Source organism: Mesorhizobium sp. IMUNJ 23232 (genome assembly GCF_044326205.1).
Taxonomy (GTDB): Bacteria; Pseudomonadota; Alphaproteobacteria; order Rhizobiales; family Rhizobiaceae; genus Kumtagia.
The window spans coordinates 1-25,415 of record NZ_JBIRCY010000028.1; the positions used below are offsets into that span (position 1 = coordinate 1).

At 64.4% G+C, this 25,415-nt stretch carries 25 protein-coding genes; 17 read left to right on the forward strand and 8 right to left on the reverse strand.

All coding sequences use genetic code 11. The annotated features are described in order from the left end of the window. The first annotated feature begins 813 nt into the window (after positions 1-813). Entirely contained in the window at positions 814-1,362 is a 549-nt protein-coding gene (locus ACH196_RS20045; protein WP_396648695.1) for a transposase, read from the forward strand. Between the two features lie 187 nt (positions 1,363-1,549). On the opposite strand, the gene ACH196_RS20050 is transcribed toward ACH196_RS20045, so the two are convergent. After that, positions 1,550-1,960 (reverse strand): hypothetical protein, encoded by a 411-nt coding sequence (locus ACH196_RS20050; protein WP_396648696.1) that lies wholly within the window; start codon positions 1,958-1,960, stop codon positions 1,550-1,552. A gap of 367 nt (positions 1,961-2,327) precedes the next feature. Between ACH196_RS20050 and rpmH the strand changes: the two genes are divergently transcribed. From rpmH to yidC, 3 genes are read left to right on the forward strand one after another with little or no spacing between them, the layout of a single operon-like run. Continuing rightward, the gene (gene rpmH / locus ACH196_RS20055; RefSeq protein WP_287093473.1) at positions 2,328-2,462 is read left to right on the forward strand and encodes a 50S ribosomal protein L34; all 135 of its coding nucleotides are present in this window, start codon (positions 2,328-2,330) and stop codon (positions 2,460-2,462) included. A gap of 16 nt (positions 2,463-2,478) precedes the next feature. Further along, positions 2,479-2,832, forward strand: a complete 354-nt coding sequence (gene rnpA, locus ACH196_RS20060; protein WP_396648697.1) for a ribonuclease P protein component — start codon at positions 2,479-2,481, stop codon at positions 2,830-2,832. A 13-nt stretch (positions 2,833-2,845) separates the two neighbouring features. After that, a complete protein-coding gene (gene yidC / locus ACH196_RS20065; protein WP_396648698.1) occupies positions 2,846-4,684 on the forward strand; it encodes a membrane protein insertase YidC in 1,839 nt (612 codons plus the stop codon). Between the two features lie 43 nt (positions 4,685-4,727). On the opposite strand, the gene ACH196_RS20070 is transcribed toward yidC, so the two are convergent. Beyond that, a complete protein-coding gene (locus ACH196_RS20070) occupies positions 4,728-5,372 on the reverse strand; it encodes a TetR family transcriptional regulator (RefSeq protein WP_396648699.1) in 645 nt (214 codons plus the stop codon). Positions 5,373-5,474: 102 nt separating this feature from the next. On the opposite strand from ACH196_RS20070, the gene ACH196_RS20075 reads away from it, so the two are divergent. From ACH196_RS20075 to ACH196_RS20095, 5 genes are all read left to right on the forward strand, one after another. Continuing rightward, a complete protein-coding gene (locus ACH196_RS20075) occupies positions 5,475-6,335 on the forward strand; it encodes an NAD(P)H-binding protein (RefSeq protein WP_396648700.1) in 861 nt (286 codons plus the stop codon). A 1-nt stretch (position 6,336) separates the two neighbouring features. Continuing rightward, positions 6,337-6,816, forward strand: a complete 480-nt coding sequence (locus ACH196_RS20080; protein ID WP_396648701.1) for a DUF1772 domain-containing protein — start codon at positions 6,337-6,339, stop codon at positions 6,814-6,816. A 164-nt stretch (positions 6,817-6,980) separates the two neighbouring features. Beyond that, on the forward strand, positions 6,981-7,619 hold the full coding sequence (locus ACH196_RS20085; protein WP_396648702.1) for a CatB-related O-acetyltransferase: 639 nt from the start codon (positions 6,981-6,983) through the stop codon (positions 7,617-7,619). 2 nt (positions 7,620-7,621) lie between these two features. Next, positions 7,622-8,275: a ribosome biogenesis GTP-binding protein YihA/YsxC gene (yihA, locus tag ACH196_RS20090; RefSeq protein WP_396648784.1), complete on the forward strand. Its 654-nt coding sequence runs from the start codon at positions 7,622-7,624 to the stop codon at positions 8,273-8,275. A 228-nt stretch (positions 8,276-8,503) separates the two neighbouring features. Further along, positions 8,504-8,758 (forward strand): RNA-binding protein, encoded by a 255-nt coding sequence (locus tag ACH196_RS20095; RefSeq protein ID WP_396648703.1) that lies wholly within the window; start codon positions 8,504-8,506, stop codon positions 8,756-8,758. A gap of 60 nt (positions 8,759-8,818) precedes the next feature. Here the strand turns inward: ACH196_RS20095 and ACH196_RS20100 are convergent, their stop codons facing one another. Further along, positions 8,819-9,511: a TetR/AcrR family transcriptional regulator gene (locus ACH196_RS20100; protein ID WP_396648704.1), complete on the reverse strand. Its 693-nt coding sequence runs from the start codon at positions 9,509-9,511 to the stop codon at positions 8,819-8,821. Positions 9,512-9,627: 116 nt separating this feature from the next. Between ACH196_RS20100 and ACH196_RS20105 the strand changes: the two genes are divergently transcribed. After that, on the forward strand, positions 9,628-10,851 hold the full coding sequence (locus ACH196_RS20105; RefSeq protein ID WP_396648705.1) for an HlyD family secretion protein: 1,224 nt from the start codon (positions 9,628-9,630) through the stop codon (positions 10,849-10,851). A 22-nt stretch (positions 10,852-10,873) separates the two neighbouring features. Continuing rightward, a complete protein-coding gene (locus ACH196_RS20110; protein WP_396648706.1) occupies positions 10,874-12,460 on the forward strand; it encodes a DHA2 family efflux MFS transporter permease subunit in 1,587 nt (528 codons plus the stop codon). A 5-nt stretch (positions 12,461-12,465) separates the two neighbouring features. On the opposite strand, the gene ACH196_RS20115 is transcribed toward ACH196_RS20110, so the two are convergent. After that, a complete protein-coding gene (locus ACH196_RS20115; RefSeq protein ID WP_396648707.1) occupies positions 12,466-12,813 on the reverse strand; it encodes a putative quinol monooxygenase in 348 nt (115 codons plus the stop codon). A gap of 259 nt (positions 12,814-13,072) precedes the next feature. Here ACH196_RS20115 and ACH196_RS20120 point away from each other — a divergent pair, with 259 nt between their 5' ends. The 5 genes from ACH196_RS20120 to otsB all read left to right on the forward strand — a co-directional run bounded on the left by ACH196_RS20120 (position 13,073) and on the right by otsB (position 19,690). After that, positions 13,073-13,546 (forward strand): nucleoside deaminase, encoded by a 474-nt coding sequence (locus tag ACH196_RS20120; protein ID WP_396648785.1) that lies wholly within the window; start codon positions 13,073-13,075, stop codon positions 13,544-13,546. A gap of 121 nt (positions 13,547-13,667) precedes the next feature. Next, positions 13,668-14,762, forward strand: coding sequence for a glycosyltransferase family 4 protein (locus ACH196_RS20125; protein WP_396648708.1), 1,095 nt, complete (start codon positions 13,668-13,670; stop codon positions 14,760-14,762). Continuing rightward, positions 14,759-16,957, forward strand: coding sequence for a glycogen debranching N-terminal domain-containing protein (locus ACH196_RS20130; protein WP_396648709.1), 2,199 nt, complete (start codon positions 14,759-14,761; stop codon positions 16,955-16,957). Before ACH196_RS20125 ends, ACH196_RS20130 begins: the two co-directional genes overlap by 4 nt. A gap of 178 nt (positions 16,958-17,135) precedes the next feature. Continuing rightward, on the forward strand, positions 17,136-18,896 hold the full coding sequence (locus ACH196_RS20135; RefSeq protein ID WP_396648710.1) for a trehalose-6-phosphate synthase: 1,761 nt from the start codon (positions 17,136-17,138) through the stop codon (positions 18,894-18,896). Positions 18,897-18,904: 8 nt separating this feature from the next. Then, complete coding sequence (gene otsB / locus ACH196_RS20140) at positions 18,905-19,690, forward strand: trehalose-phosphatase (protein ID WP_396648711.1); 786 nt, start codon at positions 18,905-18,907, stop codon at positions 19,688-19,690. On the opposite strand, the gene ACH196_RS20145 is transcribed toward otsB, so the two are convergent. Next, positions 19,641-19,919: a hypothetical protein gene (locus ACH196_RS20145; RefSeq protein WP_396648712.1), complete on the reverse strand. Its 279-nt coding sequence runs from the start codon at positions 19,917-19,919 to the stop codon at positions 19,641-19,643. The genes otsB and ACH196_RS20145 overlap by 50 nt on opposite strands. Before the next feature lie 98 nt (positions 19,920-20,017). Between ACH196_RS20145 and ACH196_RS20150 the strand changes: the two genes are divergently transcribed. Beyond that, positions 20,018-20,560: a DNA-3-methyladenine glycosylase gene (locus ACH196_RS20150; RefSeq protein WP_396648713.1), complete on the forward strand. Its 543-nt coding sequence runs from the start codon at positions 20,018-20,020 to the stop codon at positions 20,558-20,560. On the opposite strand, the gene ACH196_RS20155 is transcribed toward ACH196_RS20150, so the two are convergent. The 3 genes from ACH196_RS20155 to ACH196_RS20165 are packed head-to-tail and all read right to left on the reverse strand — an operon-like array spanning position 20,534 to position 25,285. After that, entirely contained in the window at positions 20,534-22,678 is a 2,145-nt protein-coding gene (locus ACH196_RS20155) for a SpoIIE family protein phosphatase (protein ID WP_396648714.1), read from the reverse strand. The two genes, ACH196_RS20150 and ACH196_RS20155, sit on opposite strands and share 27 nt — an antisense overlap. Positions 22,679-22,686: 8 nt before the next feature. Beyond that, positions 22,687-24,531 (reverse strand): hypothetical protein, encoded by a 1,845-nt coding sequence (locus ACH196_RS20160; RefSeq protein WP_396648715.1) that lies wholly within the window; start codon positions 24,529-24,531, stop codon positions 22,687-22,689. Beyond that, the gene (locus tag ACH196_RS20165; protein ID WP_396648716.1) at positions 24,503-25,285 is read right to left on the reverse strand and encodes a hypothetical protein; all 783 of its coding nucleotides are present in this window, start codon (positions 25,283-25,285) and stop codon (positions 24,503-24,505) included. Before ACH196_RS20165 ends, ACH196_RS20160 begins: the two co-directional genes overlap by 29 nt. Positions 25,286-25,415 lie beyond the last annotated feature (130 nt).

Sequence of the window (25,415 nt, forward strand, 5' to 3'; positions counted from 1 at the left end):
CGACGGCGGCATCCCCAAGCACCAGCGACAGCGGCCTGCCAAACCCCATCTCGGCCATGCCGACGAGCATCAACAGGATATGCTTCAGCGCCTGCCGGTATCGCTCGATTGTCGTACTCGCGTCTCCAAACTCCACCGATGCCTCCTCCGGACAAGGCCGGCATCCAATATGGAACATATCGGGAACAAATGCAAGTGTCCGAGGAAAATAATCCTTAGTGATAACAGAAAGGCGCGACTGCCCTCACGCCGTCAGTACAACACTTTGAAAAAGCTTGATTTTTCGAGAGGCAGCGACGCGCCTCAGGGCCTTCCCAGCCTGGGCGCAAGGCCGGTCGAAAACAATGTCATGCTTGCAAAGCCAAGCGGAAGCAGAGAGTTAATCGGAACCCGCGTCGATTTTGGCGGAACAAGCATGACCAAACTGGGCTGACAAGGCCGACAAAGCGGCGATCGGAAATCCAGCCTGAAATCCGGAAATCCGGGGACAGTTTTACCCCGTCCACCCGGACCCGAAATTCGCCTGCACGAGGCCGATGCCGGAAGGGGAACTGCAGGGGACAGTTTACTTAACTCCGCAGAAACGCGCGGCGCTTCTGAGTTGATGCAGGTGGAATTAAGTAAACGGTCCCCGGCGTTCGAACCGTCTCGGGCACAAACTTCCGAACTGGTTTCGGGTTTCCAAGTGGACTGAATATTACTTCTTTCCGGTTGCGCTTTGTTCTGAACTGTTGCTGCTTTTCTGCGGAAAGAAAGTAAACTGTCCCCGGAAGGTGCCGTTGGCCCCGTCTCGCCCGCATCGTCGTTCCCGGCGTGCCTCATCACGTCACACAACGGGGAAACCGGCGCGAGCGAATCTTCTTATCGCCTTCAGATTATCGTTTCTACAAATGGCTCTTGTCCGAAGCTGCGCGCGAGGCGAGCACCGAAGTTTGGTGTTGCTGCCTGATGCCGAACCATGTTCATCTGATCCTGACGCCGTCGGATGCGGACGGGCTGCGGGCAACCCTTGCGGAAACCCACCGGCGCTACACCCAGTTCATCAACGACCGCAACGGTTGGACCGGTCATCTATGGCAGGGCCGCTATGGATCGGTTCCGATGGACGAGGATCATCTGGCTGGGGCTTTGCGATACGTGTCGCTCAATCCGGTAAGGGCCGGGTTGGTGCGGCGCGCGGAGGATTGGCCGTGGTCGAGCGTGCGGGCGCATTTTTCCGGGCAGGGCGATGGGCTTGTTTCGGTGCGGCCCGCACTGGACCGCTATCCGGATTTCGCTTCCATGCTGGAGGTTATGCCGAGCGGGAGCGAGATGAAATGCATTGCGCAAAGCCGAGACGAGCGGGCGGCCGCTCGGCAGTAAGGAATGGGTGGAGGGGCTCGGCGTGAAGACGGAGAAACGGGGACGGAAGGGGAGGTAAGCGCAGGGACGGTTGCGGATAAGCGCAGGGGACAGTTTACTTTTTTCCGCCCGCGCCAACCTTGAAGCGGCTGCGCCTTTCGGCGGAAAGAAAGTAAACTGTCCCCGGAGGTGCCACTTTCGTGTCCGTCTACAGTGTTTGTAACGCGTCGATGAACTTCTTCCTATTCCGGTCGATCTGCAATCGAAATTCTTCCATAATTCTCTTGAGTATAGGGGTTGGCGACTCATCCGAATGGATTTGGACTTTCGGTCCTCGAACAAATGCCCTACAACTCGGCTCATCGATATCGCAGGTTATCTGGAAAACGCAGCTCGTCATGTTCGTAACCATCACGGAAATTACCGCCTCGTCGCTATTTGCATCCCTGATGATAGAAAGGTATTTATTCATCAGGACGTTGTTCGACGATCCATCCTTTTGATGGTGGATGATAAAATCGTTTCCGAAAATCGAAGCAAGATTTCTTCGTTCTTCGGCCAGAAGGTCGTCGACGTCGTGGCCAAATTCTGACATCCATTGCGGAAGGCGGTCAGTCATGATGCAGCCTCGCACCCCGTCACGAACCCGTCCAGCAACTTTTTCTGCCCCGTCCCGTCAAAGTCGATCGTCAGTTGCCCGCGACCGGCGCAACACCACCGTTGCCGAATTTCCGGTGCAAGGCGCGATCGCCGACGTTAAGAGGGGAGGGGGTGACGAATGCGCTAACCAGCCAATGTCCCCTCAAGCGATCGCCTTGTCGCAGCCGCCGCCACCGATTGACTCGAAAAACCTCTGCCCCTATAAGCCCGCCACGCTCGGGCTCCGTCGTCCGGCGCGCTGTTTCGCGCGTCCCGCAAGGCCCGGCAAAGCTCCTGTTACCTGGTGACAGAATCAAGAAGGGCCGCACCCCGCGGTATTAAAACAAATGAAGCGTACCTATCAGCCGTCCAAACTCGTCCGCAAGCGCCGGCATGGTTTCCGCGCGCGCATGGCCACCAAGGGTGGACGCGACGTCGTCGCGGCGCGCCGCAACCGTGGCCGCAAGCGCCTGTCCGCCTGAACGGACGACCGGCGCGTTGCCGGTTTCCGGCATCTCTGAGCCTGCTGCTCCCGCGCGTTTGCGCAAGCGGGAAGAGTTTCTGGCCGTCCGGCGCGGTGAAAAGCGCCGTGGGCGGCTTTTCCTGCTGGAGGTGCTCGACCGCGGCGACGGCGGCGCGCCCCGCGCCGGCTTCACCGTGACCAAGAAGGTCGGCAACGCCGTGGTGCGCAACCGCGTGCGGCGGCGCCTGAAAGAGGCGGTGCGCGTCCATGCCGCCCGTGACATGGCGCCCGGCCATGACTATGTCATCGTCGGGCGCGAGGATGTGCTGACGGCGCCCTTCACGCAGCTTGCTGACGAACTGGCGCGGCGCATCCGCCCGAGGCGTTGAGACCTAGGACCCGATGGAAAACAACCGGAATTTCTTCATCACCATCGCGGCGTCGGTGCTGATCCTGACCTTGTGGCAGGTGTTCTACATGAACCCGCGCATCGAGCAGCAGCGGGAAACCGCGCGGATCGAGGCGGAGCGCGTGGCGGCGGAGCAGAAGGCGGCGCAGCCGGCCCAGCCGGGAGTCGCCGGAACCGACGCGGCCGTACCGCCGCAGGGCACCGTGCCGGGCCTGCCGGGGACCGACGGCGCGACGGAAGCCAGCCGCGAGCAGGCGCTCGCCAAGGGGCAGCGCGTGCCGATCGATACGCCCAGCCTTTACGGCTCGATCAACCTCGCCGGCGCGCGGCTCGACGACCTGCGCCTGAAGGATTTTCGGCTGACGGTCGATCCCAACTCGCCGACCATCGAACTTTTGAACCCGCAGGTGCTGCCGAGCGGCTATTTCGCCGAGATCGGCTTTGTCGGCAACGCCGAGACCGGCGCCGTTCCCGGCCCCGATACGGTCTGGACCGTCGAGGGCAACCCGACGCTGACGCCCTCCACGCCGGTCACGCTTTCCTGGACCAACGACAAGGGCCTGACCTTCAAGCGCACCATAAGCGTCGATGCCGACTATATGTTCACGGTCTCCGACACGGTGAGCAATGCCGGCACGGTGCCCGCCAGCCTGTCGAGCTACGGACGGGTGACGCGCTACGACAAGCCGCTGCACGCGGCAGCCTATGTGCTGCATGAGGGCCTGATCGGCGTGACCGGCGAGGAAGGCCTGCAGGAGATCGGCTATTCCAAGATCGAGGAGGAAAAGCAGATATCGCCCGGCAAGTCGACCGACGGCTGGCTGGGCATAACCGACAAATACTGGGCGGTGACGCTGGTGCCCTCGGGCAAGCAGCCGTTCCAGCCGCGCTTCGCCTTTTTCCCGGACGGACGCCCGCGCTATCAGGCGGATTTCCTGACCGATGGCATTTCGGTGGCGCCCGGCCAGTCGGCCACCGTCGAGACCATGGTGTTCGCCGGCGCCAAGGAAGTCGCCAAGATCAACGCCTACGAGCAGGACCGGCAGATTCGCCAGTTCAACCTGCTGATCGACTGGGGCTGGTTTTATTTCATCACCAAGCCGATGTTCTGGCTGATCGACAACCTCTACAAGCTGCTCGGCAATTTCGGCCTGGCCATTTTGGCCACCACCGTGCTGGTCAAGGCGGTGTTCTTTCCGCTCGCCAACAAGTCGTACAAGTCGATGGCGAACATGAAGAAGGTGCAGCCGAAGATGCTGGAAATCCGCGAGAAATACGCGGACGACAAGATGAAGCAGCAGCAGGCGATGATGGAGCTGTACAAGACCGAGAAGATCAACCCGATCGCCGGCTGCTGGCCGGTGCTGATCCAGATCCCGGTGTTCTTCGCGCTCTACAAGGTGCTCTACATCACCATCGAGATGCGGCATGCGCCGTTCTTCGGCTGGATCCAGGATCTTGCCGCGCCCGATCCGACCTCGCTGTTCAACCTGTTCGGCCTGCTGCCCTTCGATCCGAGCACGGTGCCGATGTTCGGTCCTTTCCTGATGCTGGGCGTCTGGCCGATCATCATGGGCATCACCATGTTCCTGCAGATGCGCATGAACCCGACGCCGCCGGACCCGACGCAGGCGATGATCTTCAACTGGATGCCGCTGATCTTTACCTTCATGCTGGCCTCGTTCCCGGCCGGGCTGGTGATCTACTGGGCCTGGAACAACTCGCTGTCGATCCTGCAGCAGGGCGTCATCATGAAGCGCCAGGGCGCCAAGATCGAGCTGTGGGACAATCTCGCGGGGCTGTTCAAACGGAAACCGACACCGGCGGAGTAGTTTTCGACCTCAAGAGAAGGCTCGTTTCGGCGGGCCTTTTTCTTTAGGTGGCCAGCAATACCGCCAGCGCCATGCGTTTGTAGGCTTCCACCAGCGCGTCGCCTTCGGCGCGCGGCACCGAGATCGCCAGCCGCATCGCTTCCTCGCCGAGATGCATGGCGATGAAGGCCGATGTTTCCAGCGCCTCAGAGTCGGCATCGGGCCGAAGCCGCTTGAGGGCCGCGGCGACCAGCGCGCCGTTGCGGCGGCTGTCGGCAAGCTGCGCGTCGCGCAGCGCCTTGTCGGCCTGCGCGCCGAACCAGATGTCGCGCATCACCGGCTCCGCCAGGAAGATCTTGTAGTAGATGTCGATTAGCGCCGAGAAGGCGCGGCGCATGTCGTCGTCGTTTGTCACATCAGCCAAGCCATCGGCGATGCAGCGGCGGCCCGCTTCGTTGTAGCGATCGACCAGCGTGCCGACGATCGCCTTCTTGTCCGGGAAGAACTGGTAGAGCGAGCCGATCGACACGCCCGCCCGCTCGGCCACCTCGCTCATGCGCAGCGCGTCGCTGCCCTGCTCCGAAATCAGCGCGGTCGCGGCGGCCAGCATGCGCTCCACCCGCTCACGGCTGCGCTTTTGCGTCGGCGTCCTGCGCGGCCCCGCCGCGTCGCCGGCGCCGGCCTCGGTCGCCCCTGTCGGATTCTCCATGCCCCGTTCGTCCTTCGCCTGGAATGCCGCTTGACATTCATAATATGAGGATTTATCACATTTGCAAATATGAGGGTTGCTCATATTTAGACGGAGGTTTCGATGACCATCAATGCTGAGGAAAAGCCGGTCCTTCTGGTTGGCGGCTACGGAAAAACCGGGCGGCGTGTCGCCGAACGGTTGCAGGCGCGTGGCGTGCCGGTCCGCGCCGGCTCCCGTTCGGCAACGCCGGCGTTCGAATGGACCGACCGCGAAACGTGGGCCGGGGCGCTCTATGGCGTGCGCGCAGCCTACATCACCTATTATCCCGACTTGGCTGCGCCGGGCGCCGCCGACGAGATAGGGGCCCTCGTCGAGGCCGCGCTGAAGGCCGGCGTGCGCCGGCTGGTTCTGCTGTCCGGCCGGGGCGAGGAGGAAGCACTGAAAGCGGAAGAGGCGCTGAAGGCGTCGGGCGCCGATTGGACGATCGTGCGCTGCGCCTGGTTCAACCAGAACTTTTCCGAAAGTTTTCTGCTCGACCCGATCCTAGCCGGCGTGGTGGCGCTGCCGGTCGGCGGGGTGCGTGAGCCGTTCGTCGATGCTGACGACATCGCCGACGTGGCCGCCGCCGCGCTCACCGACGACCGCCATATCGGAAAACTCTACGAACTGACCGGCCCGCGCCTGCTGAGTTTCGGCGAGGCGATTGCCGAGATCGTGGTGGCGACGGGCCGAAAAATCAGGCTGGAGCAGATATCGGTCAGCGAATTTTCGAACCTGCTGGTCGCGGAAGGCGTTCCGGACGAACTCATCGGCCTGCTGCTGATGCTGTTCACCGAAGTGCTGGATGGCCGCAACGAATCGCTGGCGAATGGTGTGTTCGAGGCGCTTGGCCGGCCGGCTCGCGACTTCGCGGATTATGCGCGGGATGCGGCGGAGACCGGCATATGGGCGCCGCGCCGCCGCCGGGCCGTGGGAGAGTAGGATGAGCGAGCGTGTGTTCCAGACCCTCACCATCCTGGCCGCCGTCGGCTCCGGCGTCATGGGCGGGCTGTTCTTCGCCTATTCGACCTCGGTGATGGGGGCCCTCGGGCGGGTCGCGCCGGCCGGCGGCATCGCCGCCATGCAGGCGGTGAACGTCGTCATCCAGAACCCGGTGTTCTTCATCGCCTTCTTCGGCCCGGCGCTGCTCAGCCTCGTGCTGGCGGCGGCGGCGCTGCTCGGCTGGCACGGCGGCAGCGCCGTGGCGATCTATGTAGGTGCGGCCTTCTATCTCGCCGGCATCATGGCTGTGACCATCGCCATCAACGTGCCGATGAACAACGCGCTCATGGCCGTCGATCCGGCAAGCGCCGAAGGCGCGCGATACTGGGCCACCTACCTCTCCAACTGGACGGCGTGGAACCATGTCCGCACCGTCGCGGGCATCGCCGCCTGCGTGTCGTATATCCTGGCGCTGCGCTAGGCTTTTCCGCCAGGCGCCAGGGGACGGCCGCCTCGCGCGGCCGTTTCCGCTTGAACGGTTTCCGGCCCCGTGCAATGAGCCGAAGGAATTGAGAAGCACGCGTCCGGGCCGCCGGGCGACCGGCGCGGAAAAAGATGCTTCCGACCGACGGAGCGAGGCGCGCCATGCACGGACCCCACCCGAATATCAAACACCCGATACCGATGCATTCGCGCGTCGGCTATCTGAAGCCGCTGGTCGACGCGCCGAACATCGAGATCGGCGACTTCACCTACTATGACGACCCGGACGGTCCCGACCGGTTTGCGGAAAAATGCGTATTGCACCACTATCCGTTCATCGGCGACAGGCTGGTGATCGGAAAGTTCTGCGCCATCGCCGAGGGCGCACGTTTCATCATGAACGGCGCCAACCACGCCATGTCCGGCTTTTCCACCTATCCGTTCAACATTTTTGGGCACGGCTGGGAGGAGGGGTTCGACGTATCGACATGGGAGCGCGAGGTGCGCGGCGACACGGTGATCGGCAACGATGTGTGGATCGGCATGGATGCGGTGGTCATGCCCGGCGTCAGTATCGGCAGCGGCGCCATCGTCGGGGCGAAGTCGGTGGTGACGCATGATGTGCCGGCCTACGCCATCGTCGCCGGCAATGCGGCGAAGGTGGTGAAGAAGCGTTTTGACGAGCGCACCATCCGCCGCCTGCTCGACATCGCCTGGTGGGACTGGCCGGTGGAAAAAATCACCCGCAATCTCAACGCCATCCGGGGCTCCGACCTGAAAGCGCTGGAGGCGGCACGGTGAGCATGACGACGAGCCAGGCCGACGTGGCGCCGGATTTTTTCGCAAAACCGTGGGTCTTCATCCGCAGCGTGCCGTCGATGACCCTGCTGCCGCCGGAAGGGCCGGCCGAGATCGCCTTCGCCGGCCGCTCCAATGTCGGAAAATCGTCGCTGATCAACGCGCTCACCGGCAAGAAGGGGCTGGCGCGGACCTCCAACACGCCGGGCCGCACGCAGGAGCTCAACTATTTCGTGCCGGACGGTTTTTCAGGCGAGGGGGCCGACCTGCCGCCGCTGGCGCTGGTCGACATGCCCGGCTACGGCTACGCCAAGGCGCCGAAGACCGAGGTCGACCGCTGGACAAAACTGGTGCTCGACTATCTCAGAGGCCGCGTCACGCTGAAGCGCGTCTACCTGCTGATCGACGCGCGCCACGGCATCAAGGCGAATGACGAGGAGGTGATGACCCTGCTCGACAAGGCGGCCGTGTCTTACCAGATCGTCTTGACCAAGATCGACAAGATCAAGGCCGCCGGCGTTCCGCGCCTGCTGGAGGAAACGGCGGAGAAGACGAAGAAACGTCCGGCCGCCTTTCCGGAGATCATCGCGACGTCGTCGGAGGAAGGCGAGGGGATCGAAGAGTTGCGGGCCGCTATCTCGCTGGCCGTGACGCAGTAGAGCGCCGGGGACAATTCCACTTTCTGGATACTACTGGATACAACAAGGCGCTATCCCCTTGAAGCAAGCAGGCGCGGCTTCACGGAAAATCGACCTACACGTCTTTGTACATAGCCAGCCGCCCCGCATGGGCGTACGGTCATCAAGTCGTCCGCACCCAGTCGAGGCACGCGGACGCTTGAAAGAGTCCATCACGCTTTCGCCCCGCAATGAGGGAGGAAAAGCGTCATGGCTTTCTCTGGATATATTGGCATGCTTACCCCGACCGACCTTCAGATGGTTCAGCGGGTTTTCGACCAGTTGTGCAAGGAGAGACGCCTGGCGCAAAGGGACAGGGAGCAGCGGGAAGATTTGGCTGCGGAGTTGATCCGCACCTTCCGTCAAGGCGCGACAAACGAGGTCGACCTTTGGCAGCGAATTTCCAAGTTGCGGCGAGCGCAAACAGGTGTGACGCAAGCCGCCGGCACCGCTGGCGGCTGTTAGCTTGAAGCCCAGCAAGACGATCCGACTTCTGGCACCATGGCAACGGTCCCGTAGAGCCGCTTATCGATTGGTTTTCTCCGGCCCGTACGCCTTCAAAAACACATCCACCCCGGCCGTCACCACCTCACCGATCTCCTCCTCGCTCGGCGTCGTGCTGCGGTAGCCGAACAGGCACTGGCGGAAGATGCGGGACATGCTGAGGTCGCCGAGCTGGTAGGCGGCAAGGTCGATGTCGGGGATATCAAGCAGGCCCTTTTCCACTGCCCGCGTCAGAAATACGGCCAGCTTGTCGTGGCCGCGCTTCGGGCCGCGTTCGTAGAATCGCACGCCGATCTCGGGCATGCGCTCGCAGATGCTGATCACGGTGCGCTGTGCTTTCAGCACCGTCGGCGAGGTGATCTTCCGGGCCAGCGCGATGCCGTAGCGGATCAGCGTCTCGCGCACGTCGCCATCGCCCTCCAACGCGTCGTAGAGATTGGCGAAGATGGTCTGGCGCTCGTCCTCGATCAGCGCCTCGAACAGTTCTTCCTTGTTGGCGAAATAGACATAGATGGTGCCCTTCGAGACGCCGGCCTCGCGGGTGATGTCGTTCATCGAGGCGGCGTCAAAACCCATGTTTATGAAGATGCGGCGCGCGCCGTCGATGATCTGCTTGCGTTTGGCGGGATCCTGGCCCGCCGCCCGACGGCCTGGGCGCAGGCTTTCCAGCGTGTCGTCATGCGCCGCTGGAGCCACCATGGTGTCAGGAGACATCGTTTCCTCGAAAATTATTCGAACCAGGCGGTTCGATTGCCTCTTGATATGCCTCTTTTAACGCGCTAAGTCAAGATCGAACCGAACGGTTCAGTTTAATCTCAAGGCCGATGTCCATGTCCGTCCGTACAGCCACAGCCCCGGTATCCGAAGCGCTCGCCGATGCCTCCGTGCATCCGTTCCCGGCCATGAAGAACGTGCCGGATGCGGAACGCCCGCTTCCCGAGATTGCGCCGCCGCCTGCGGCTCCGGCCGAGGCCGCTCCGCCCGCCCGCAAGAAGGGGTCGGCGAAGTCGTTCCTGCTGCCGATTATCGCGGTTGCCTTGCTGGGCGGAGCGGGCTGGTACGGCCATCAATACTGGACCGAAGGCCGCTTCATGATATCGACCGATGATGCCTATGTGCAGGCCGACATGGCCTTCGTCGCTCCGAAGATCACCGGTTATGTCGCGCAACTCAATGCGGACGAGAACCAGCACGTCAAGGCCGGCGACCCGCTGGTGACCATTGATGACGGCGACTATCGCATCGCGCTGGAGCAGGCAGAGGCGCAGATCGCCGTGCAGACCAGGACGCTGGACCGCATCAAGGCGCAGACGGAAGCCGCGCGCGCAGCCCTTGGACAGGCCGAAGCACAGAAGACTTCGGCCGTGGCCGCCGCCGGCAATGCCAAGAGAACCTCCGATCGCGCCAACAAGCTGCTGAAGACCCAGGTCGCCACCCAGGCGCAGGTCGACGATGCCCAGACGGCGGTCGACCAGGCCAATGCCGGGCTGGTGGGCGCGGATGCGCAGATCGCCAGCGCCAAGGCCAATATCGATGTGCTCGACGCGCAGTATCAGGAGGCGCAGGCATCGATGCGCAACCTGGAACTCGCCCGCGACAAGGCGGCGCGCGACCTGTCCTTCACCGTGCTGCGCGCGCCCTATGACGGCGTGGTGGGAAATCGCGCCGTCGAGGTCGGCGACCTCGTGTCGCCCGGCCAGAAGCTCGCCGTCGTCGTGCCGCTGAACAAGCTCTACATCGTTGCCAACTTCAAGGAGACGCAGCTTGCCCAACTGGTGCCCGGTGAGAAGGTGAAATTTTCGGTCGACGCCGTCGACGACGGCGAATTCGAGGGCACGGTATCGTCGCTGGCGCCGGCTTCCGGCGCGGTGTTCTCGCTGTTGCCGCCGGAAAATGCCACCGGCAACTTCACCAAGGTGGTGCAGCGCGTGCCGGTACGTATCGACGTGTCGGAGGAAGCGCTGGAATCCGGCAAGCTGCGCGCCGGCCTGTCGGTGATCGTCGACGTCGACAACCGCACCGCGCCGCCGGCGACGACGGCCAGCATCAACTGAAGAGCCTCCTGGAGGCACGATCATGGCCACCGCCACCGTTACAATGGGCGCCGCGCCGGCGGCGTCGCGCGACGCGATGCCCACGCGGCGCGTCATCGCTTTCCTGGCGATGGTGTTCGGCATGTTCATGGCGATCCTCGACATCCAGATCGTCTCGGCCTCGCTGGCCGAGATCCAGGCCGGCCTCAGCGCCAGCTCTGACGAGATCTCATGGGTGCAGACTTCGTACCTGATCGCCGAGGTCATCATGATCCCGCTGTCGGGTTTTCTGGCGCGCCTTGTCTCCACCCGCGTGCTGTTCGCCGCCTCGGCCGCCGGTTTCACGGCGGCGAGCGCGCTTGCCGCGACCGCCACCAACATCGACCAGATGATCGTCTACCGCGCCATCCAGGGTTTCATCGGCGGCGGCATGATCCCCAGCGTCTTCGCGGCCGCCTTCACCATCTTCCCGCCGTCGCGCCGCGCCATCGTGTCGCCGATGATCGGCCTTGTCGCCACGCTGGCGCCGACCATCGGCCCGACCGTCGGCGGCTATCTCACCAACGCCATGTCGTGGCACTGGCTGTTCCTGATCAACGTCGTGCCGGGCATCATGGTCGCCACCGCGACGTGGTTCCTCATCGATTTCGACAAGCCGGAGCCCGGGCTGCTGAAGAAGTTCGACTGGTGGGGTCTTGTCGGCATGGCCGCGTTCCTCGGCTCGCTCGAATTCGTGCTGGAGGAAGGTCCGACCAACGACTGGATGCAGGACGAGGCCGTCTTCATCTTCTCGATTGTGCTGGTGGTCGGCGCCATCATGTTCTTCTACCGGGCCTTCACCCAGGAAGAGCCGATCGTCGATCTAAAAGCCTTCACCAACGTGAATTTCGCCTTCGGCTCGCTGTTTTCCTTCGTGCTGGGCATCGGCCTCTACGGCCTGACCTATCTCTACCCGGTCTATCTCGGCCGCATCCGCGGCTATGATTCGCTGATGATCGGCGAAGCGCTGTTCGTCAGCGGCCTGGCCATGTTCCTGACCGCGCCGGTCGCCGGCTTCCTGTCCAGCAAGATGGATCCGCGCAAGATGATGATGATCGGCTTCCTCGGCTTCGCCGCGGGCACCTGGCGGATGACATATCTAACCGCCGACTGGGATTTCTACGAACTGCTCGTCCCGCAGATCCTGCGCGGCGTGTCGCTGATGCTGTGCATGGTGCCGATCAACAACGTGGCGCTGGGCACGCTGCCGCCCAACCGGCTGAAGAACGCGTCGGGCCTGTTCAACCTGATGCGCAACCTTGGCGGCGCGGTGGGGCTGGCTGTCATCAACCAGGTGCTGATCGACCGCAACGCCTTCCACTACGAGCGGCTGGCCGAGCACGTCACCTGGAGCAATCCGGAGGCGCTGCAAAAGCTGAACAATATGACCCAGAATTTCCAGTCGCACGGTTTCGACGGAGCGACGGCCGCACTGTCGAAGATGAGCGGCATGGTCAGCCAGCAGGCGTCGGTGCTGTCCTTCATGGACGTTTTCTACATGCTGACCATCCTGTTCGCATCATTGGCTTTTTTCGCCCTGATGATGCGTAAGCCGGCGCCTGCCCATGGTGGCGGCGGAGGCGGGCATTGAGGCAGTCAGGCGGGCAGCCCGGCGGCCTCCTCGCCGACCGCCTTCGCCAGTGCGAAATAGCCCGGTTCGACGCCATCGACGAGTTGGCGGATTTTAGCGGCATGCTCGGCGAAGCGGTCGGTGGCGTGGACGCGCTGGTGGTCGGCGATCGAATCGAAAGTGGTGACCATGATCGCCCTGTTGCCGTCGAGTTGGCGGTGCAGGCGGCTGCCGCGCCAGCCCGGAACTTTTCCACGCGAATCCTCCAGATAGGCCCGCTGGAGGGCGACGAATTCCTCCAGCCGCCCCGGCTTCACCGTGAAGATGTTGATGAAAACAACGGGTTCTTTTTCCATATCGACGACGCGGTCCATGGCGGTTTCCTTTCGGGTTTGTCCAGGGAGGAACGCGTACGACCTCAACTATAGTTGAGGTCAAGAGACCAGCGAGCGCGCATTTCACAATTGATGTCGGCGCCAGCGGTCGGATAGCCAGGCTCAGGACAAATCGATCAGAACCAGAAGACGGCGTTTGCCGCCATACGGATCGCCGACTTGAATCTGATTTGCAGCCTTGGAAATCCCTCAGGTTCAAGACAAGATCATCCCGCTCAAGCTTTTGGGGGAGACTCTGATGGAAGATCACGAGCCGTTTTTGCGCGAGGCGATTGCGCTCTCGAAATCGGCGATGGAAAACGGCGACGAACCGTTTGGCTCGGTGCTGGTGAAGGACGGCGAAGTCATCCTGCGCGCCGAAAACAGCGTCTTCACCGGCCACGATATGACGAACCACGCCGAGATGAACCTGGTCAAACTGGCGGCGCGGCACTACGACACGGCTTTTCTCGCCGACTGCACGCTCTACACCAGCACGGAGCCGTGCGCGATGTGCGCAGGGGCGATTTACTGGTCGGGCATCGGGCGTATGGTGTTTGCGTGCTCCGAAACGCGGCTTGGCGAGATTGCAGGGATCGGGTTGAACGTGCCGAGCCGCGCGGTGTTGCAGACCGGCGCGCGCACCGTCGAGGTGGTTGGCCCGACCAACCTCGAAGACGAAGCCGCGGAAGTCCATCAGCAATTCTGGCCGAAGCATCTGGGCAAGGTTTAGAGCCTGGTCATCGGCATAAGGCGACGTGTCGCGGGAACCTCTGTGCGGTCTTGCGGGTTCAGTCGGTCGAGGGAGCCTTTGGCGCGCCCATCACCCAGACTGAAAGCGAACCCGCCGACCGATGCGAATTGCCCAGATTGCACCCCTTTTCGAACCCGTGCCGCCGCCGCTTTATGGCGGGACCGAGCGGATCGTCTCCAACCTGACCGAGGAACTGGTGGCGCGCGGCCATGAGGTCACGCTGTTTGCCAGCGGCGAGTCGAGAACCACAGCCAGGCTCGTGCCCGGCCGGGAGCGGTCGCTGCGGCTCGACCCGGCGCCGCTGAAATCGGAGATCGCGGCGCATCTTTCGATGCTGGACGAGGTGCGCCAGCGGGCAGATGATTTCGACATATTGCATTTCCATTTGAGCCATTTTCAGCATTTCCCGTTCTTCGAGCATATCAGGGAAAAGACGGTGACGACGCCGCATGGCAGGCTGGATTATGTCGACCTAGTAGGGGCGTACCGGCGCTGGCCGGACTTTCCGATGATCTCGATCTCGTTGCGCCAACGAAAGCCGTTGCCGAAAGCCAACTGGGTGGGGAACGTCTATCACGGCCTGCCGCTCGACCATTATCACGTTCCCCCCGAGCCTGACCGGAGCGGACAGCCGTATCTCGCTTTCCTCGGCCGGCTGTCGCGCGACAAGCGGCCGGACCGTGCCGTCGAGATCGCAAGGCGTAGCGGCATGCAATTGCGAATTGCCGCCAAGATCGGAGACGGCGACCGCACCTATTTCCACGAAAACATCGAACCGCTGATCGATGGCAAGCAGGTGGTCTACCTCGGCGAGGTCGGCGAGGAGGCCAAGGCAAAATTCCTGCATGAGGCAGCCGGCCTGCTGTTTCCGATCGACTGGCCGGAACCGTTCGGGCTGGTGGTGATCGAGGCGATGGCCTTCGGCACGCCGGTCATCGCTTGGAACGAGGGGGCAATGCCGGAGATCGTCGACGAGGGCGTCACCGGGTTTGTTGTCGAATCCATCGACGAGGCGGTCGAGAGGGTAGGGCGGCTCGGCGGGCTGGACCGGGCGAGGATCAGGCGGACGCTGGAGCAGCGCTTCTCGGTTCCGCGCATGGTGGACGATTATGAGGCGATCTACGCGGCCCAGGTCGCGCGATTGGACGGCGGCCTTCGTGCGCCGCTGCGGGCAATCTCCGGAGGGCCGGCATGAACGAGCTTGCTCAAAACATTCCGCCCGCCGGGCTATCGTTGGATGAGCAGCGTCTCGACCCGGCGGTGGCGCTGTCGTCGATCGACGAATCCGCGCCGCGCGAGCCGCATCGCCAGTTCGCGCTGAAGCATGAGGACTGCTTCATCGTCTCCGACGCCTATGGCGACATACGCGGTTCCGGTGACGGGCTGTTCCGCGACGACACCCGCGTGCTGTCGCATTTCCGGCTGCTGATCGGCGGCCGCACGCCGTCACTGCTCGGCGCCTCGCTGTCGCAGGACAACATTCTGTTCACCGCCAATCTGACCAACCTGCCGCTGAAGCTGCCGGACGGCCCGGACCTGCGCCAGGGCGTGCTGCATATCGAGCGCACGCGCTTCCTCTGGCAGGAGCGCATGTATGAGCGGCTGACGCTTTCCAACTATTCCGGAAGGCCGCTGCGCATCCCGCTGCGCCTCGAATTCGACGTCGATTTCCGCGACATGTTCGAGGTGCGCGGCTCGACCCGCAGCCGCCGCGGCCGGTCCTACGACGCCGAGACCGTGCCGGACGCCATCACCTTCCGCTATGACGGGCTGGACGAGGTGGTCCGCCATTCGGTCGTGGCGTTTTCGAGGAGCCCGGACGATCTTTCCCGCGCCCACACCGAATTCAGCGTTCCTGTGGCGCATCGGGCGCGGGAGGTTCTCTACATCGAGGTCGGCAAGGAGCACGCGGTTCCCGACCGCGAACGGTTCCGCGCCGCCGCCGCCCGCGCCCGCTGGGCCATGCGCACCAAACGCCGGCTGGGCGCCACGGTGCACAGTTCCGGCCGCGTCTTCAACGACTGGCTGACACGCACCCGCGCCGACATCTCGCTGCTGACCACCGATCTCGCCACCGGACCTTACCCCTATGCCGGCATCCCCTGGTTCTCGACGGCCTTCGGCCGCGACGGCGTCATCTCGGCCTTGCAGATGCTGTGGCTCAATCCCGGCCTGGCGCGTGGCGTGCTCGCTTTCCTCGCCATCCACCAGGCGACGGAAACCGCGCCCTTCAGCGATTCCGAGCCCGGAAAGATCATGCACGAGACGCGCAAGGGCGAGATGGCGGTGATGCGCGAGCTGCCTTTCGCCCGTTATTATGGCGGCGTCGACACCACGCCGCTCTATATCTATCTCGCTGCTTCCTATGCCGAGCGCACCGGCGATCTCGCCTTCGTCGACCGCATGTGGGCCTCGCTGTGCGCAGCCGCCGGCTGGATCGAGGAAGCCTGCGCGCGCAATGCCGATGGTTTCCTTACCTACAAGCGGGCGGCCGATTCCGGCCTCTCCAACCAGGGCTGGAAGGACAGCGCCGACGCCATCTTCCATGCCGACGGCCGTATCCCGCCCGGCCCGATCGCGCTGGTCGAGGTGCAAGGTTACGTCTTCGCCGCCTTCCAGGGGCTGGCGGGGCTGGCGACCCTACGCGGCGAGGAGGAGCGCGCCGCCCATTGGCAGGGGCTGGCGGAAAAGATGCGCGACGCGGTCGAGGACCGGTTCTGGATGGAGGAGCAGGGGCATTATGCGCTGGCGATCGACGGCGACGGGCTGCCTTGCCAAGTGAAGGCCTCGAATGCCGGCCATCTTCTCTATGTCGGCCTGCCCTCGCGTGAGCGCGCGGCGCGGCTTTCCGAGCAATTGCTGGCCGGCTCGCTGTATACGGGATGGGGCATACGCACGCTGGCCGAGACCGAACTGCCCTTCAACCCGATGTCCTACCACAACGGTTCGATCTGGCCGCATGACACGGCGATCTGCGCCGCGGGTCTCGCTCGCTATGGCGACCGCGACAACGTCGTGAAACTGATGAGCGGCACCTTCGAAGCGGCCGTGCATTTCAGCATGCGGCTTCCGGAACTGTTCTGCGGTTTTACGCGCTCGCCCGGCGAGGCGCCGGTCGCCTATCCCGTCGCCTGCCTGCCGCAGGCGTGGTCGGCGGGCTCGGCCTTCATGCTGCTGCAGGCGTGCCTTGGACTCAAGGTCGACGGCTGGAAAGGCGAGATCGAGGTGACCAATCCGCGCCTGCCGATCGGCATCGACAATCTCGAGATCCGCCATATCCGCGTTGGCGACGCTAGTGTCGACGTTGTCTTCGAGCGCGTCCGCGACCGGGTCGTGTGTTATCTCGACCGCCGCCATGAGGGCATGGCGCCGCTCATCGTCAGGAGTTGACGACTTTAGCCAAAACGCAATGCCGAGCAGGGCGAAAAAGGTGGGAACATATTGCGCTGCGAAAAGTTAACCGTCCGCCGCCTGCTGAAAGATCGGTGCCGGCAGCGTCCCACTGACGGCGTTGTCTGGCGCCGATTGGCAACAAAAAGTGGCGATCAACGACTAGAACAAAGAGACGATGACGCCAGACAGTTTGTTTCCTGCCGCCCTCCACTGGACCATCCTTGCCGCAAGTCTGATCGTATCGCTGGTCGCGCTGGCCTGCGTGATCGTGCTGTTGAGACGGCGCGCTCCTGTTCCGACTTTCACCGCGTCCACGCCCGATGCGGCGCCCATTCTGCGCGAAGGCGAAAAGAACGGACGTTCGCCGGACGAAGCCTTCATGCAGTGGTCACCCGATATGCTGCGGCAGATTCTGGCGAGCGAGCTGCCGAATACCGAGCTGATCGTGGTGTCGAACCGCGAGCCTTATGTGCACGAACATGGCGCGGACGGCATCGAGCTCAAGGTGCCGGCGAGCGGTCTCGTCTCGGCGCTGGAACCGATCACCCGCACCTGCGCCGGCACCTGGATCGCGCATGGCGGCGGCTCCGCGGACCGCGAGACCAGCGACCGCAACGACCATGTGATGGTGCCGCCGGACGCGCCCGCCTATACGCTGCGCCGGGTGTGGCTGAGCGAGGAGGAGTACAAGGGTTATTATCTCGGCTTCGCCAATGAGGGGCTCTGGCCGCTCTGCCACATCGCGTTCACCCGCCCGCAGTTCCGCGCCGCGGATTGGGAGTGCTACCAGGCGGTCAACCGCAAATTCGCCGATGCGGTGGTCGAGGAGGCGAAGACCAAGCGGCCGATCGTGCTGGTGCAGGACTATCATTTCGCCCTGCTGCCGCGGCTGATCCGCGAGCGGCTGCCCGACGCCATCATCATCACCTTCTGGCATATCCCGTGGCCGAACTCGGAAGTGTTCAGCGTCTGCCCGTGGCGCGAGCAGATTCTCGACGGCCTGCTCGGCAGTTCGATCCTCGGCTTTCACATCCAGCTTCATTGCAACAATTTCGTCGAGAGCGTTGATCGTTTCCTCGAATCGCGCGTCGACCGCGAGGGCGCAGCCATCTCCTATGGCGGCCGCACGACGCTGGTGCATTCCTATCCGATCTCGATCGAATGGCCGGAGGAAAGGGTGCGTTCGGAGACCGTGGCGCAGGCGCGCAGGCGTATCTTCAAGCGCTACGATCTTTCCCCAGACGTCAAACTCGCAGTGGGGGTGGAACGCCTCGACTACACCAAGGGCATTCTGGACCGTTTCCATGCGCTCGACGAGTTCTTCCACCAGCATTCCGACTGGATCGGCCGGCTGGTCTTTTTGCAGATCGCAGCACCCAGCCGCGGCACCCTGCCAGCCTATCAGGCACTCTATCAGGAATGCCTGGACCTGGTCGCCGAGATCAACGAACGGTATGGCAGCGACGGATATCAGCCGATCGTACTGGTCCCCGAGCACCACGACCATGAGGAGCTCGCCGACCTGTTCCGCGCGGCGGATGTCTGCGTCGTCTCCAGCCTGCATGACGGCATGAACCTCGTCGCCAAGGAGTTCGTCGCGGCGCGCGACGACGAGGCTGGCGTGCTGGTGCTCAGCGCCTTCGCCGGCGCCTCGCGGGAACTGCTGGAGGCGCTGATCGTCAACCCGTTCGACGCGACCGGCATGGGCGAGGTGTTCTTCCAGGCGCTGACGATGCCTGTCGAGGAGCAGACGATGCGCATGCGCCGCCTGCGCGAGGTGGTGCGGTCGAACAATGTCTACCGCTGGGCCGGCAGCATGCTGCTGGACGCCGCCCGGTTGCGGCAAAGGGAACAGTTTCGTGATCTCGGAGGGTCGTCCGCCCCGTGGGCGGTGAGCCGCCCGGTCGAGGAAAACGTGATCAGACTGAGAGCATGAGGACCGGCATGAATCCCCCAAAACCCGAAAGCCCGTTTGCGCTGTTCCTCGATATCGACGGCACGCTGATCGAGCACCAGGCGCATCCGGACGGCATCGCGGTCGACGATGAACTGCGCGACCTGCTGGTGGCGGCGGGCGAGGCGGTCGACGGCGCGCTGGCCTTCGTCACCGGCCGTTCGGTGGCGATGGTCGACCGCATCTTTGCGCCGCTGGCGATCCCCGTGGCCGGGCTCTATGGGCTGGAGCACCGGCTGACGCCTGGTGGCAGGATCGAGACCGCCGACGAGCCGGAGGACGTGGCGGCGGTGGCGGAAGCCATGCAGCGCGAGTTCGCGGAGGCTCCGGGCGTTTATTTCGAGCGCAAGGGTCCGGTTCTGGCGATCCACACGCGGGCGGCGCCGGAGGCATTCGACGCGGTGAAGGCTTCGGCCGAGGCGGCGCTGGCCCGGCTACCGGCCGGCTATCGCATCGTCGCCGGAAATGCCGGGCTGGAGTTCCTGCCGGTAGGCGCGCTGAAGAGTGCGGCGATCGACCGGTTCATGCAGATCGAGGCTTTCAAGGGCAGGGTGCCGGTGTTCATCGGCGACGACGTTTCCGACGAGAGTGGCTTTGCCTTCGTCAACGAGGTGGGCGGCGTGTCGATCCGCGTCAGGCCGCGCGGCGAGACCGAGGCGCGCCATACGCTGCCGGATGTGGCGGCGGTACGGAAATGGCTGGCGGAGGCGATTCTCGCTTGCCCGGTCAGATCTCGTCGAAGCGGCTCCCTTCCCGTGACGGATCCCGCTGGATGACCTTTTCCTCCAGATCGTCGGGCAAAGCCTCGTCGCTCTCCTGGTAGGGGTTGTCGTCGTCCTCGTCGGGGAGGTCGCCCGGCGCCTCGCCCTCGATCTCTTCGTCTTCAAGCTCTACATCCGGCGCGAACGGGTCGGCGGCCTCGATGTCGTCCCAATCCGTCTGCTCGAGTTCCGGAGCTTCCTTGGCTGCGTCGAGGGCGGATCGCTTCTTCGTGTCGTTCTGCATGGTCCGATCCTTATGCTGCTTGCGTTTTAAACTCGCCACGGGGAGAAACGCTCCGGCAAACTGAGAGATTCTGCCGGCGAACCGGCAGGCGAGGAGGCATGCTGAAGACGTTCTTTTCCCGAAGCGCGGTCGAGGTCGCGAGAGAACTGATCGGCGCGAAGCTTCTCGTCGCCGGCGTCGGCGGCCTCATCGTCGAGACGGAAGCCTATCAGCCCGACGACCCGGCCTCGCATGCCTTTCGCGGCCCGACGCCGCGCAATCTCGCGATGTTCGGCCCGGCGGGACATGCCTATGTCTACCGCTCCTACGGCATCCACTGGTGCCTGAACTTCGTCTGCCTGCCGGGCAGCGCTGTGCTGATCCGCGCGCTGGAGCCGCGCGACGGTTTGGACAAGATGCGCGAGCGGCGGGGACTGGAGGCGTCGCGGCTGCTGTGCTCCGGACCTGGTCGGCTTACGCAGGCGCTGGGCATCGATCTGTCGCTCAATGCGCTGCCGCTGGATCGCGCGCCGTTCGAGCTGACACTGGCTGCGGCGAAGGCCGAGACGGTCGCCGGCCCGCGCATCGGCATCACGCGGGCGGTGGAATTGCCATGGCGGTTCGGGCTGGCCGGCTCAGCCTTCGCCAGCAAGCGCTTCTAGCGGGCGTGAAGGCGCCGGCGACTGAGCCGGGCCGCTGAAACGGACCACCAGCAAGGTGATGTCGTCCGACTGGTGCACGCCGTTCTCGAAGCTCTTGACGGTCGACAGGATGCCCTGCGCCACCGCATCCGGGCCGCTGACATCGCGAAATCCTTCCAGTGCGCTCAGCAGGCGGGTCTCGCCGAACTGGTCGCCCTCGGCGTTGAACGCCTCGCTGACGCCGTCGGTGTAGAGCACGATCATTTCGCCGGGCGAAAGGTCGATCGAATGGCTGGTGAACTCGACGGCGTCCATGACCGCCACGGCCATGTCGCTGTCCTCCGGGACCACGGAGACGCCGCCGTTCGGGCTGACGCGGATCGGCGCGCTGTGGCCGGCATTGACGTAGTCGACGTGTCCGGTTCGGGGGTCGAAGACGCCGAAGACCAGGGTGACGAACATCATCTGGTCGTTGTCGACGACGAGCAGGTCGTTCAACTGACGCACACAGACGGCCGGATCGTTTTCGAAAAGCGCGATGGCTTTCAGCAGCGTGCGCGAGATCGCCATGAAGAAGGCGGCCGGCACGCCCTTGCCCGACACGTCGGCGATGACGAAGACCAGCTTGCCGTCGCCGCGCTCGAAGAAATCGTAAAAATCGCCGCCGACCTCGTTGGCCGACTGCATCAGGCCCTTGACCGCAAAAGTCGGCCGCTCCGGGAAATCGGCCGGCAGGACGGAACGCTGCAGGTCGCGGGCGATGGCCAGTTCCTGCTGCAGCGTGGCGAGTTGCGTCTCGCGCACCAGCGCCTCGCGCAGGCGGGCGACCAGTTCGGAAAGCCGTCGATGCTGGTCGACGACGCGGCCCGACATTTGCTGGAGCACGGCAGCGATCGGGCCGAGCTGGTCGTCCTCGCGAATCAGCCGGGCGATCGGGTCTATGTCCTCGACTGGCTCGGAGCCGCCTTTGGTCGCAGCGACAATGCGGCCGAGATCGCCCAGCACTTCCTCGCGGGCACCGGGCTCCAGCGTCTCGGCGAGTGATTCCATCTGCCGGCGCACGAAGCGCTCCTGCCGCCGCCGCTGCAACTCGCGCTGCCGCCGCGCTTCGTTGAGCGCCACGAGGTTGTGCCTGAGTTCGGTGATCGCCGAGGCGATCTGGCCGATCTCGTCGTCACTCCTGCGCACCAGCGTGGCCGAGGTGTCGCCGCGCGCCAGCGCCGCCAGAATGGTGACCGCCCGGCGGAGCGGGTTGAAGCTGTAGCGCAGGTAGAAATAGAGCCCGCCGACGGTGAGGATCGCCACAACGGCCATGACGATGACGGTGAGCATCGTCAGCCGGTCGAGCGCCCGAAGGCTTTCCGTGGCGTCCTGCGCGGCAACCAGCAAGCCCGCCGAACCGGCAGAGATGTCTGCGAGCGGGATGGCGGTGACCGCATAGAGGCGATCGTCGACCTCGGCCTGCTGGACCGAGCCGATGCGCTGCGGGAAGGTCAGGTCCAGCTTCTGCCAGAGTTGCGATTCCGTGCCTTCGACCAGCCTGCCGCGTGTGCTGACCAGATAGCTTTCGGCGTTCATGGCCTCGGCGAAGCTTTTTAAAGGCCCGCTCGCCTTCGAGCCGATGGCGAGCACCGTCGGCGTGCCGTCCCAAGCCTCGTAGCGTTTGGCCGCGACGATGCGAAAACCGTCCGACGAGACCTGGCGGATGCCGGTCGGTTCCTGCCCGTCGAGGATGGCCGCGATGGTGCTGATGTCAAGCAGGCGCGGCGGCTCGGCTAGGGCGGAACTGGCGACGATGATGCGGCCCTGATGGTCGAGGATCTGCAGGTCGGAGAGTTCGCCGGAGGTCAGCCAGGGCTGCGTCCAGTTGAGCGCCAACCGCCGCAGCGTCGGCAGGTCCTCCTTGCGGAAGGCTTCGGTGACGGCGGTATCGGCGACGATGCGTTCCCTGAGCATCGACAGGCGGCGGGTCTCGGTGTGCAGGATCTCGCGCCACAGCGCTTCCTGTCCGGCGATGGCGATGCGCGTATACGGCTGCGCGGCCAGCGTCTCGCGCTGCAGGCCGATGACGGCGAGCGAGCCGAAGGCGAGGATGAAGGCCAGCGAGACGAACAGGGCGATACGCGTGCTGAGGAGCATGATCGTCCTCAGGCGGGAGCTGTTTCGGCCGGACGCCGGCCGAGGAAATGACCGGCGGCGACCGCCAGGGCGAGCGCGACGATGACGGCCGCGAACGGGACGCCGGATTGGGCGGTCGTCCCTGCAATGACTAGCCCGGCGGCGGCCGCAAAGCCGAGCGCCAGCCATGGCCGGCTGGCCGCGCCGCAGAAGGCGCGGATCGCACCGCCCGCCGCGAATCCCAGTGCGGCGCAGGCAATAACCGTCGACACGACCATATTGGACAGCGGATCGAAGAGCGCGACCGCCGCAAGCAGCAACGCCGTGCCGCAGGCGAGCGGAGACAGCGCCGGGGCGGCCAGCGCGGCGATGGCGAGCACCGCCGCTGCGCCCGTACCGACGAGATAATTGTCGAAGCCGATCCCGGCCGGCAGCCCGACAAGCACCATCGCCGCCGCCGGGATGGTGGCCAGGCCGAGCAGCAGGTCTGCGGGGGCGGGGGAGGTCCGCGATGGACCTAGGGGTTTGCCGGCCTCTCCCGATCCCGCGGCCAAAAAGGGCGTTGCAACCAGCATGGCGATGCCGAGGACAAGGAATCCGGAGCGCCGGCCGATCGCCTCGGCATAGAGGCCGCTGGCAAGCGGAGCGGCGAACAGCGCCGAAAAGATCAGCGGTGTCGCGAGGCTGCGCGGAGGCAGGTCGATGTGGCGGTGGAGGAGCAGCGCGGCGGCGATGAAGCCGCCGGCAAGGCCCGCGCAGGCGCGCAGCATGACGAAAACGTCGTAGGTGCGGCACCAGTAGGTCGCGCCGAGCGCTGCTGCGAGCAAGAAGCCGGCCAGCGCCAGCAGTGCGCCCGAAGAGCCGGCCCGCGTCCGGCCGAGCATCGTGCCGGCAAACACCGCGGCCAGTTCGGCCAGCAGCGGCAGGACGGGCAGCCAGGGCAGGGGGACCACGTCGGATTCGCGGTCGATGGCAAAGTTCGCCACGTAGGGGAAGGCCGCGGCGTAGAGGCCGAGCATGAGCGCGACGCGCCAGACACCGCTCCGCGACGCGACTTCGGCAAAACCGTCCCGGTCCTCGCCGGCATCGGCGAAGGCATAGCGGCTGTCGATCGGCTTGAGGATCGCGTCGACGCGGCGCCCAAGGCTGCCGTCGAAATCGATGGCGCGGATGGTCGCGACGGCCTCGACCATGCCGCGCCGCGCGGCCTTGACACGTTCGATGTTGCGGGAAAGCGCACGCGACGCCGAAAACAGCGGGCCGCGATCCTCGCCCACGAAGTGAGCGCTGAAATCACCCTTCGCAACGCGCTCCATATCGTCGAGCAGCCTGCCTTGCGCAGGCCTGAGATGGAACGCGACGAAACAGGCGACCAGGCCGCCCGTTACCGCACCGGCAAGCAGGGCGGCGATAGCCAGCGCCACCCGTACCTGCAGCACCGCCTGGTCGATCAATGGCGACTCCATCTCGACCATCAGAGTCGCCTGTACGCCATTGCCGGAGATCGGAAAACTCTCGCCTGCAATATCGCCCCCAGTGGTGAAAAGCGTCTTGCCTGCACTGTCGATGATCGCCAGACCATCTACCTGGGGCGAGTTGTCAGCGATCCGCTTGAGATAGGGATCGACGCCCGGCAGCTTGTCGAACGGAATGCCGAGGTTCAGCGCATGCGAGAACTGCCCGGCGACCGCCTGGCCGACCGCCGCCGCGCCGGTCCGGCTTGCCTGCTCCAGCGGGGGAGTTGCATGCCGCAGGCCTGCGTCGAGGAACAGCCACGCCGCCAGCCCCACCGCGATCACCACGACTGCACCCACGATCGCCGCCGGAACCCAGGCGCTGGCGCGTTCAGGCTGCATTGCGGTCGTCGCTTTCATCGACCTTCAGCACCTCGGCGGTGGTGCGCTCGAAATCCTGCACGGCGCGGTCTACCGACAGCCGCACCCCTTCCACTCCCGAGAGGAGAAGCGCTGGCGCGGCGCCGTCGGCCGCCGGAGGCGCGGCGGAAGCCAGGCGCTCCGCCAGCCGCTTCAGCGGACGTCCGGTGAGGTTGAAGACGATCATCGACACGACCAGCACCGCCAGCAGCGCGAGCGGCACGATCACCGCCGCACGCTTCGCAAGCCCGGTGAGCACTCTTTCGGCAAGCTTGCTGCGGGCTTCGCCGGAAACGGTGATCGCCAGATACCCGACCGCTTCGTTGAAATCGTTGCGGATGACCTGGCCGACAACGATGTTGCCGAACTCCTCGACCCGCCAGCGTTCGTTCACGACGCGGTATCGGACGGCGTTCTGCCAGGACGCGGAGATGGCCTCGCCGATGCTGCCGCGGTCGGTGTTGAACAGCGACAGGCCGTCGGGTGAAAACACTTCGACCGCCAGCACCTGCGGGTCGGTGGCCTTGGCCCGTTCGATCAGATCCTGGACGACACGGACATCCGCCAGCGGCAGGCCAAGGCCGACATTGGCCTCGATCGTGTCGCGCAATTGTGTGAGCAGGAAGTCGACATTGGATTCCGCCGTGCGCAGGCTGAGCCGGTCGAGGCTGCCGAAAACCAGCGCCGCGCACAGGGCAAGGCCCGCGCTCGTGACGCCAAGGATAGCCAGAATGATCCTCGTACCGGGGGCCATGGGCGGGTTTGTATGAGTCGGAATAGGGTGTGGCAACGGTATTCGAGCCGTCCCTCGCTGTCATCCGACAAAACCTATTGATTATAATAATATTCTGCTAATCTCGCGGTGCTCCAATGGGGCGGGCGAA

Coding starts and splice junctions, on each gene's coding strand:
- ACH196_RS20050 (WP_396648696.1), bottom strand. CDS start 1,960: ATGACTGACCGCCTTCCGCAATGGATGTCAGAATTTGGCCACGACGTC.
- rpmH (WP_287093473.1), top strand. CDS start 2,328: ATGAAGCGTACCTATCAGCCGTCCAAACTCGTCCGCAAGCGCCGGCAT.
- yidC (WP_396648698.1), top strand. CDS start 2,846: ATGGAAAACAACCGGAATTTCTTCATCACCATCGCGGCGTCGGTGCTG.
- ACH196_RS20070 (WP_396648699.1), bottom strand. CDS start 5,372: ATGGAGAATCCGACAGGGGCGACCGAGGCCGGCGCCGGCGACGCGGCG.
- ACH196_RS20075 (WP_396648700.1), top strand. CDS start 5,475: ATGACCATCAATGCTGAGGAAAAGCCGGTCCTTCTGGTTGGCGGCTAC.
- ACH196_RS20080 (WP_396648701.1), top strand. CDS start 6,337: ATGAGCGAGCGTGTGTTCCAGACCCTCACCATCCTGGCCGCCGTCGGC.
- ACH196_RS20085 (WP_396648702.1), top strand. CDS start 6,981: ATGCACGGACCCCACCCGAATATCAAACACCCGATACCGATGCATTCG.
- yihA (WP_396648784.1), top strand. CDS start 7,622: ATGACGACGAGCCAGGCCGACGTGGCGCCGGATTTTTTCGCAAAACCG.
- ACH196_RS20095 (WP_396648703.1), top strand. CDS start 8,504: ATGGCTTTCTCTGGATATATTGGCATGCTTACCCCGACCGACCTTCAG.
- ACH196_RS20100 (WP_396648704.1), bottom strand. CDS start 9,511: ATGTCTCCTGACACCATGGTGGCTCCAGCGGCGCATGACGACACGCTG.
- ACH196_RS20105 (WP_396648705.1), top strand. CDS start 9,628: ATGTCCGTCCGTACAGCCACAGCCCCGGTATCCGAAGCGCTCGCCGAT.
- ACH196_RS20110 (WP_396648706.1), top strand. CDS start 10,874: ATGGCCACCGCCACCGTTACAATGGGCGCCGCGCCGGCGGCGTCGCGC.
- ACH196_RS20115 (WP_396648707.1), bottom strand. CDS start 12,813: ATGGACCGCGTCGTCGATATGGAAAAAGAACCCGTTGTTTTCATCAAC.
- ACH196_RS20120 (WP_396648785.1), top strand. CDS start 13,073: ATGGAAGATCACGAGCCGTTTTTGCGCGAGGCGATTGCGCTCTCGAAA.
- ACH196_RS20125 (WP_396648708.1), top strand. CDS start 13,668: ATGCGAATTGCCCAGATTGCACCCCTTTTCGAACCCGTGCCGCCGCCG.
- ACH196_RS20130 (WP_396648709.1), top strand. CDS start 14,759: ATGAACGAGCTTGCTCAAAACATTCCGCCCGCCGGGCTATCGTTGGAT.
- ACH196_RS20135 (WP_396648710.1), top strand. CDS start 17,136: ATGACGCCAGACAGTTTGTTTCCTGCCGCCCTCCACTGGACCATCCTT.
- otsB (WP_396648711.1), top strand. CDS start 18,905: ATGAATCCCCCAAAACCCGAAAGCCCGTTTGCGCTGTTCCTCGATATC.
- ACH196_RS20145 (WP_396648712.1), bottom strand. CDS start 19,919: ATGCAGAACGACACGAAGAAGCGATCCGCCCTCGACGCAGCCAAGGAA.
- ACH196_RS20150 (WP_396648713.1), top strand. CDS start 20,018: ATGCTGAAGACGTTCTTTTCCCGAAGCGCGGTCGAGGTCGCGAGAGAA.
- ACH196_RS20155 (WP_396648714.1), bottom strand. CDS start 22,678: ATGCTCCTCAGCACGCGTATCGCCCTGTTCGTCTCGCTGGCCTTCATC.
- ACH196_RS20160 (WP_396648715.1), bottom strand. CDS start 24,531: ATGAAAGCGACGACCGCAATGCAGCCTGAACGCGCCAGCGCCTGGGTT.
- ACH196_RS20165 (WP_396648716.1), bottom strand. CDS start 25,285: ATGGCCCCCGGTACGAGGATCATTCTGGCTATCCTTGGCGTCACGAGC.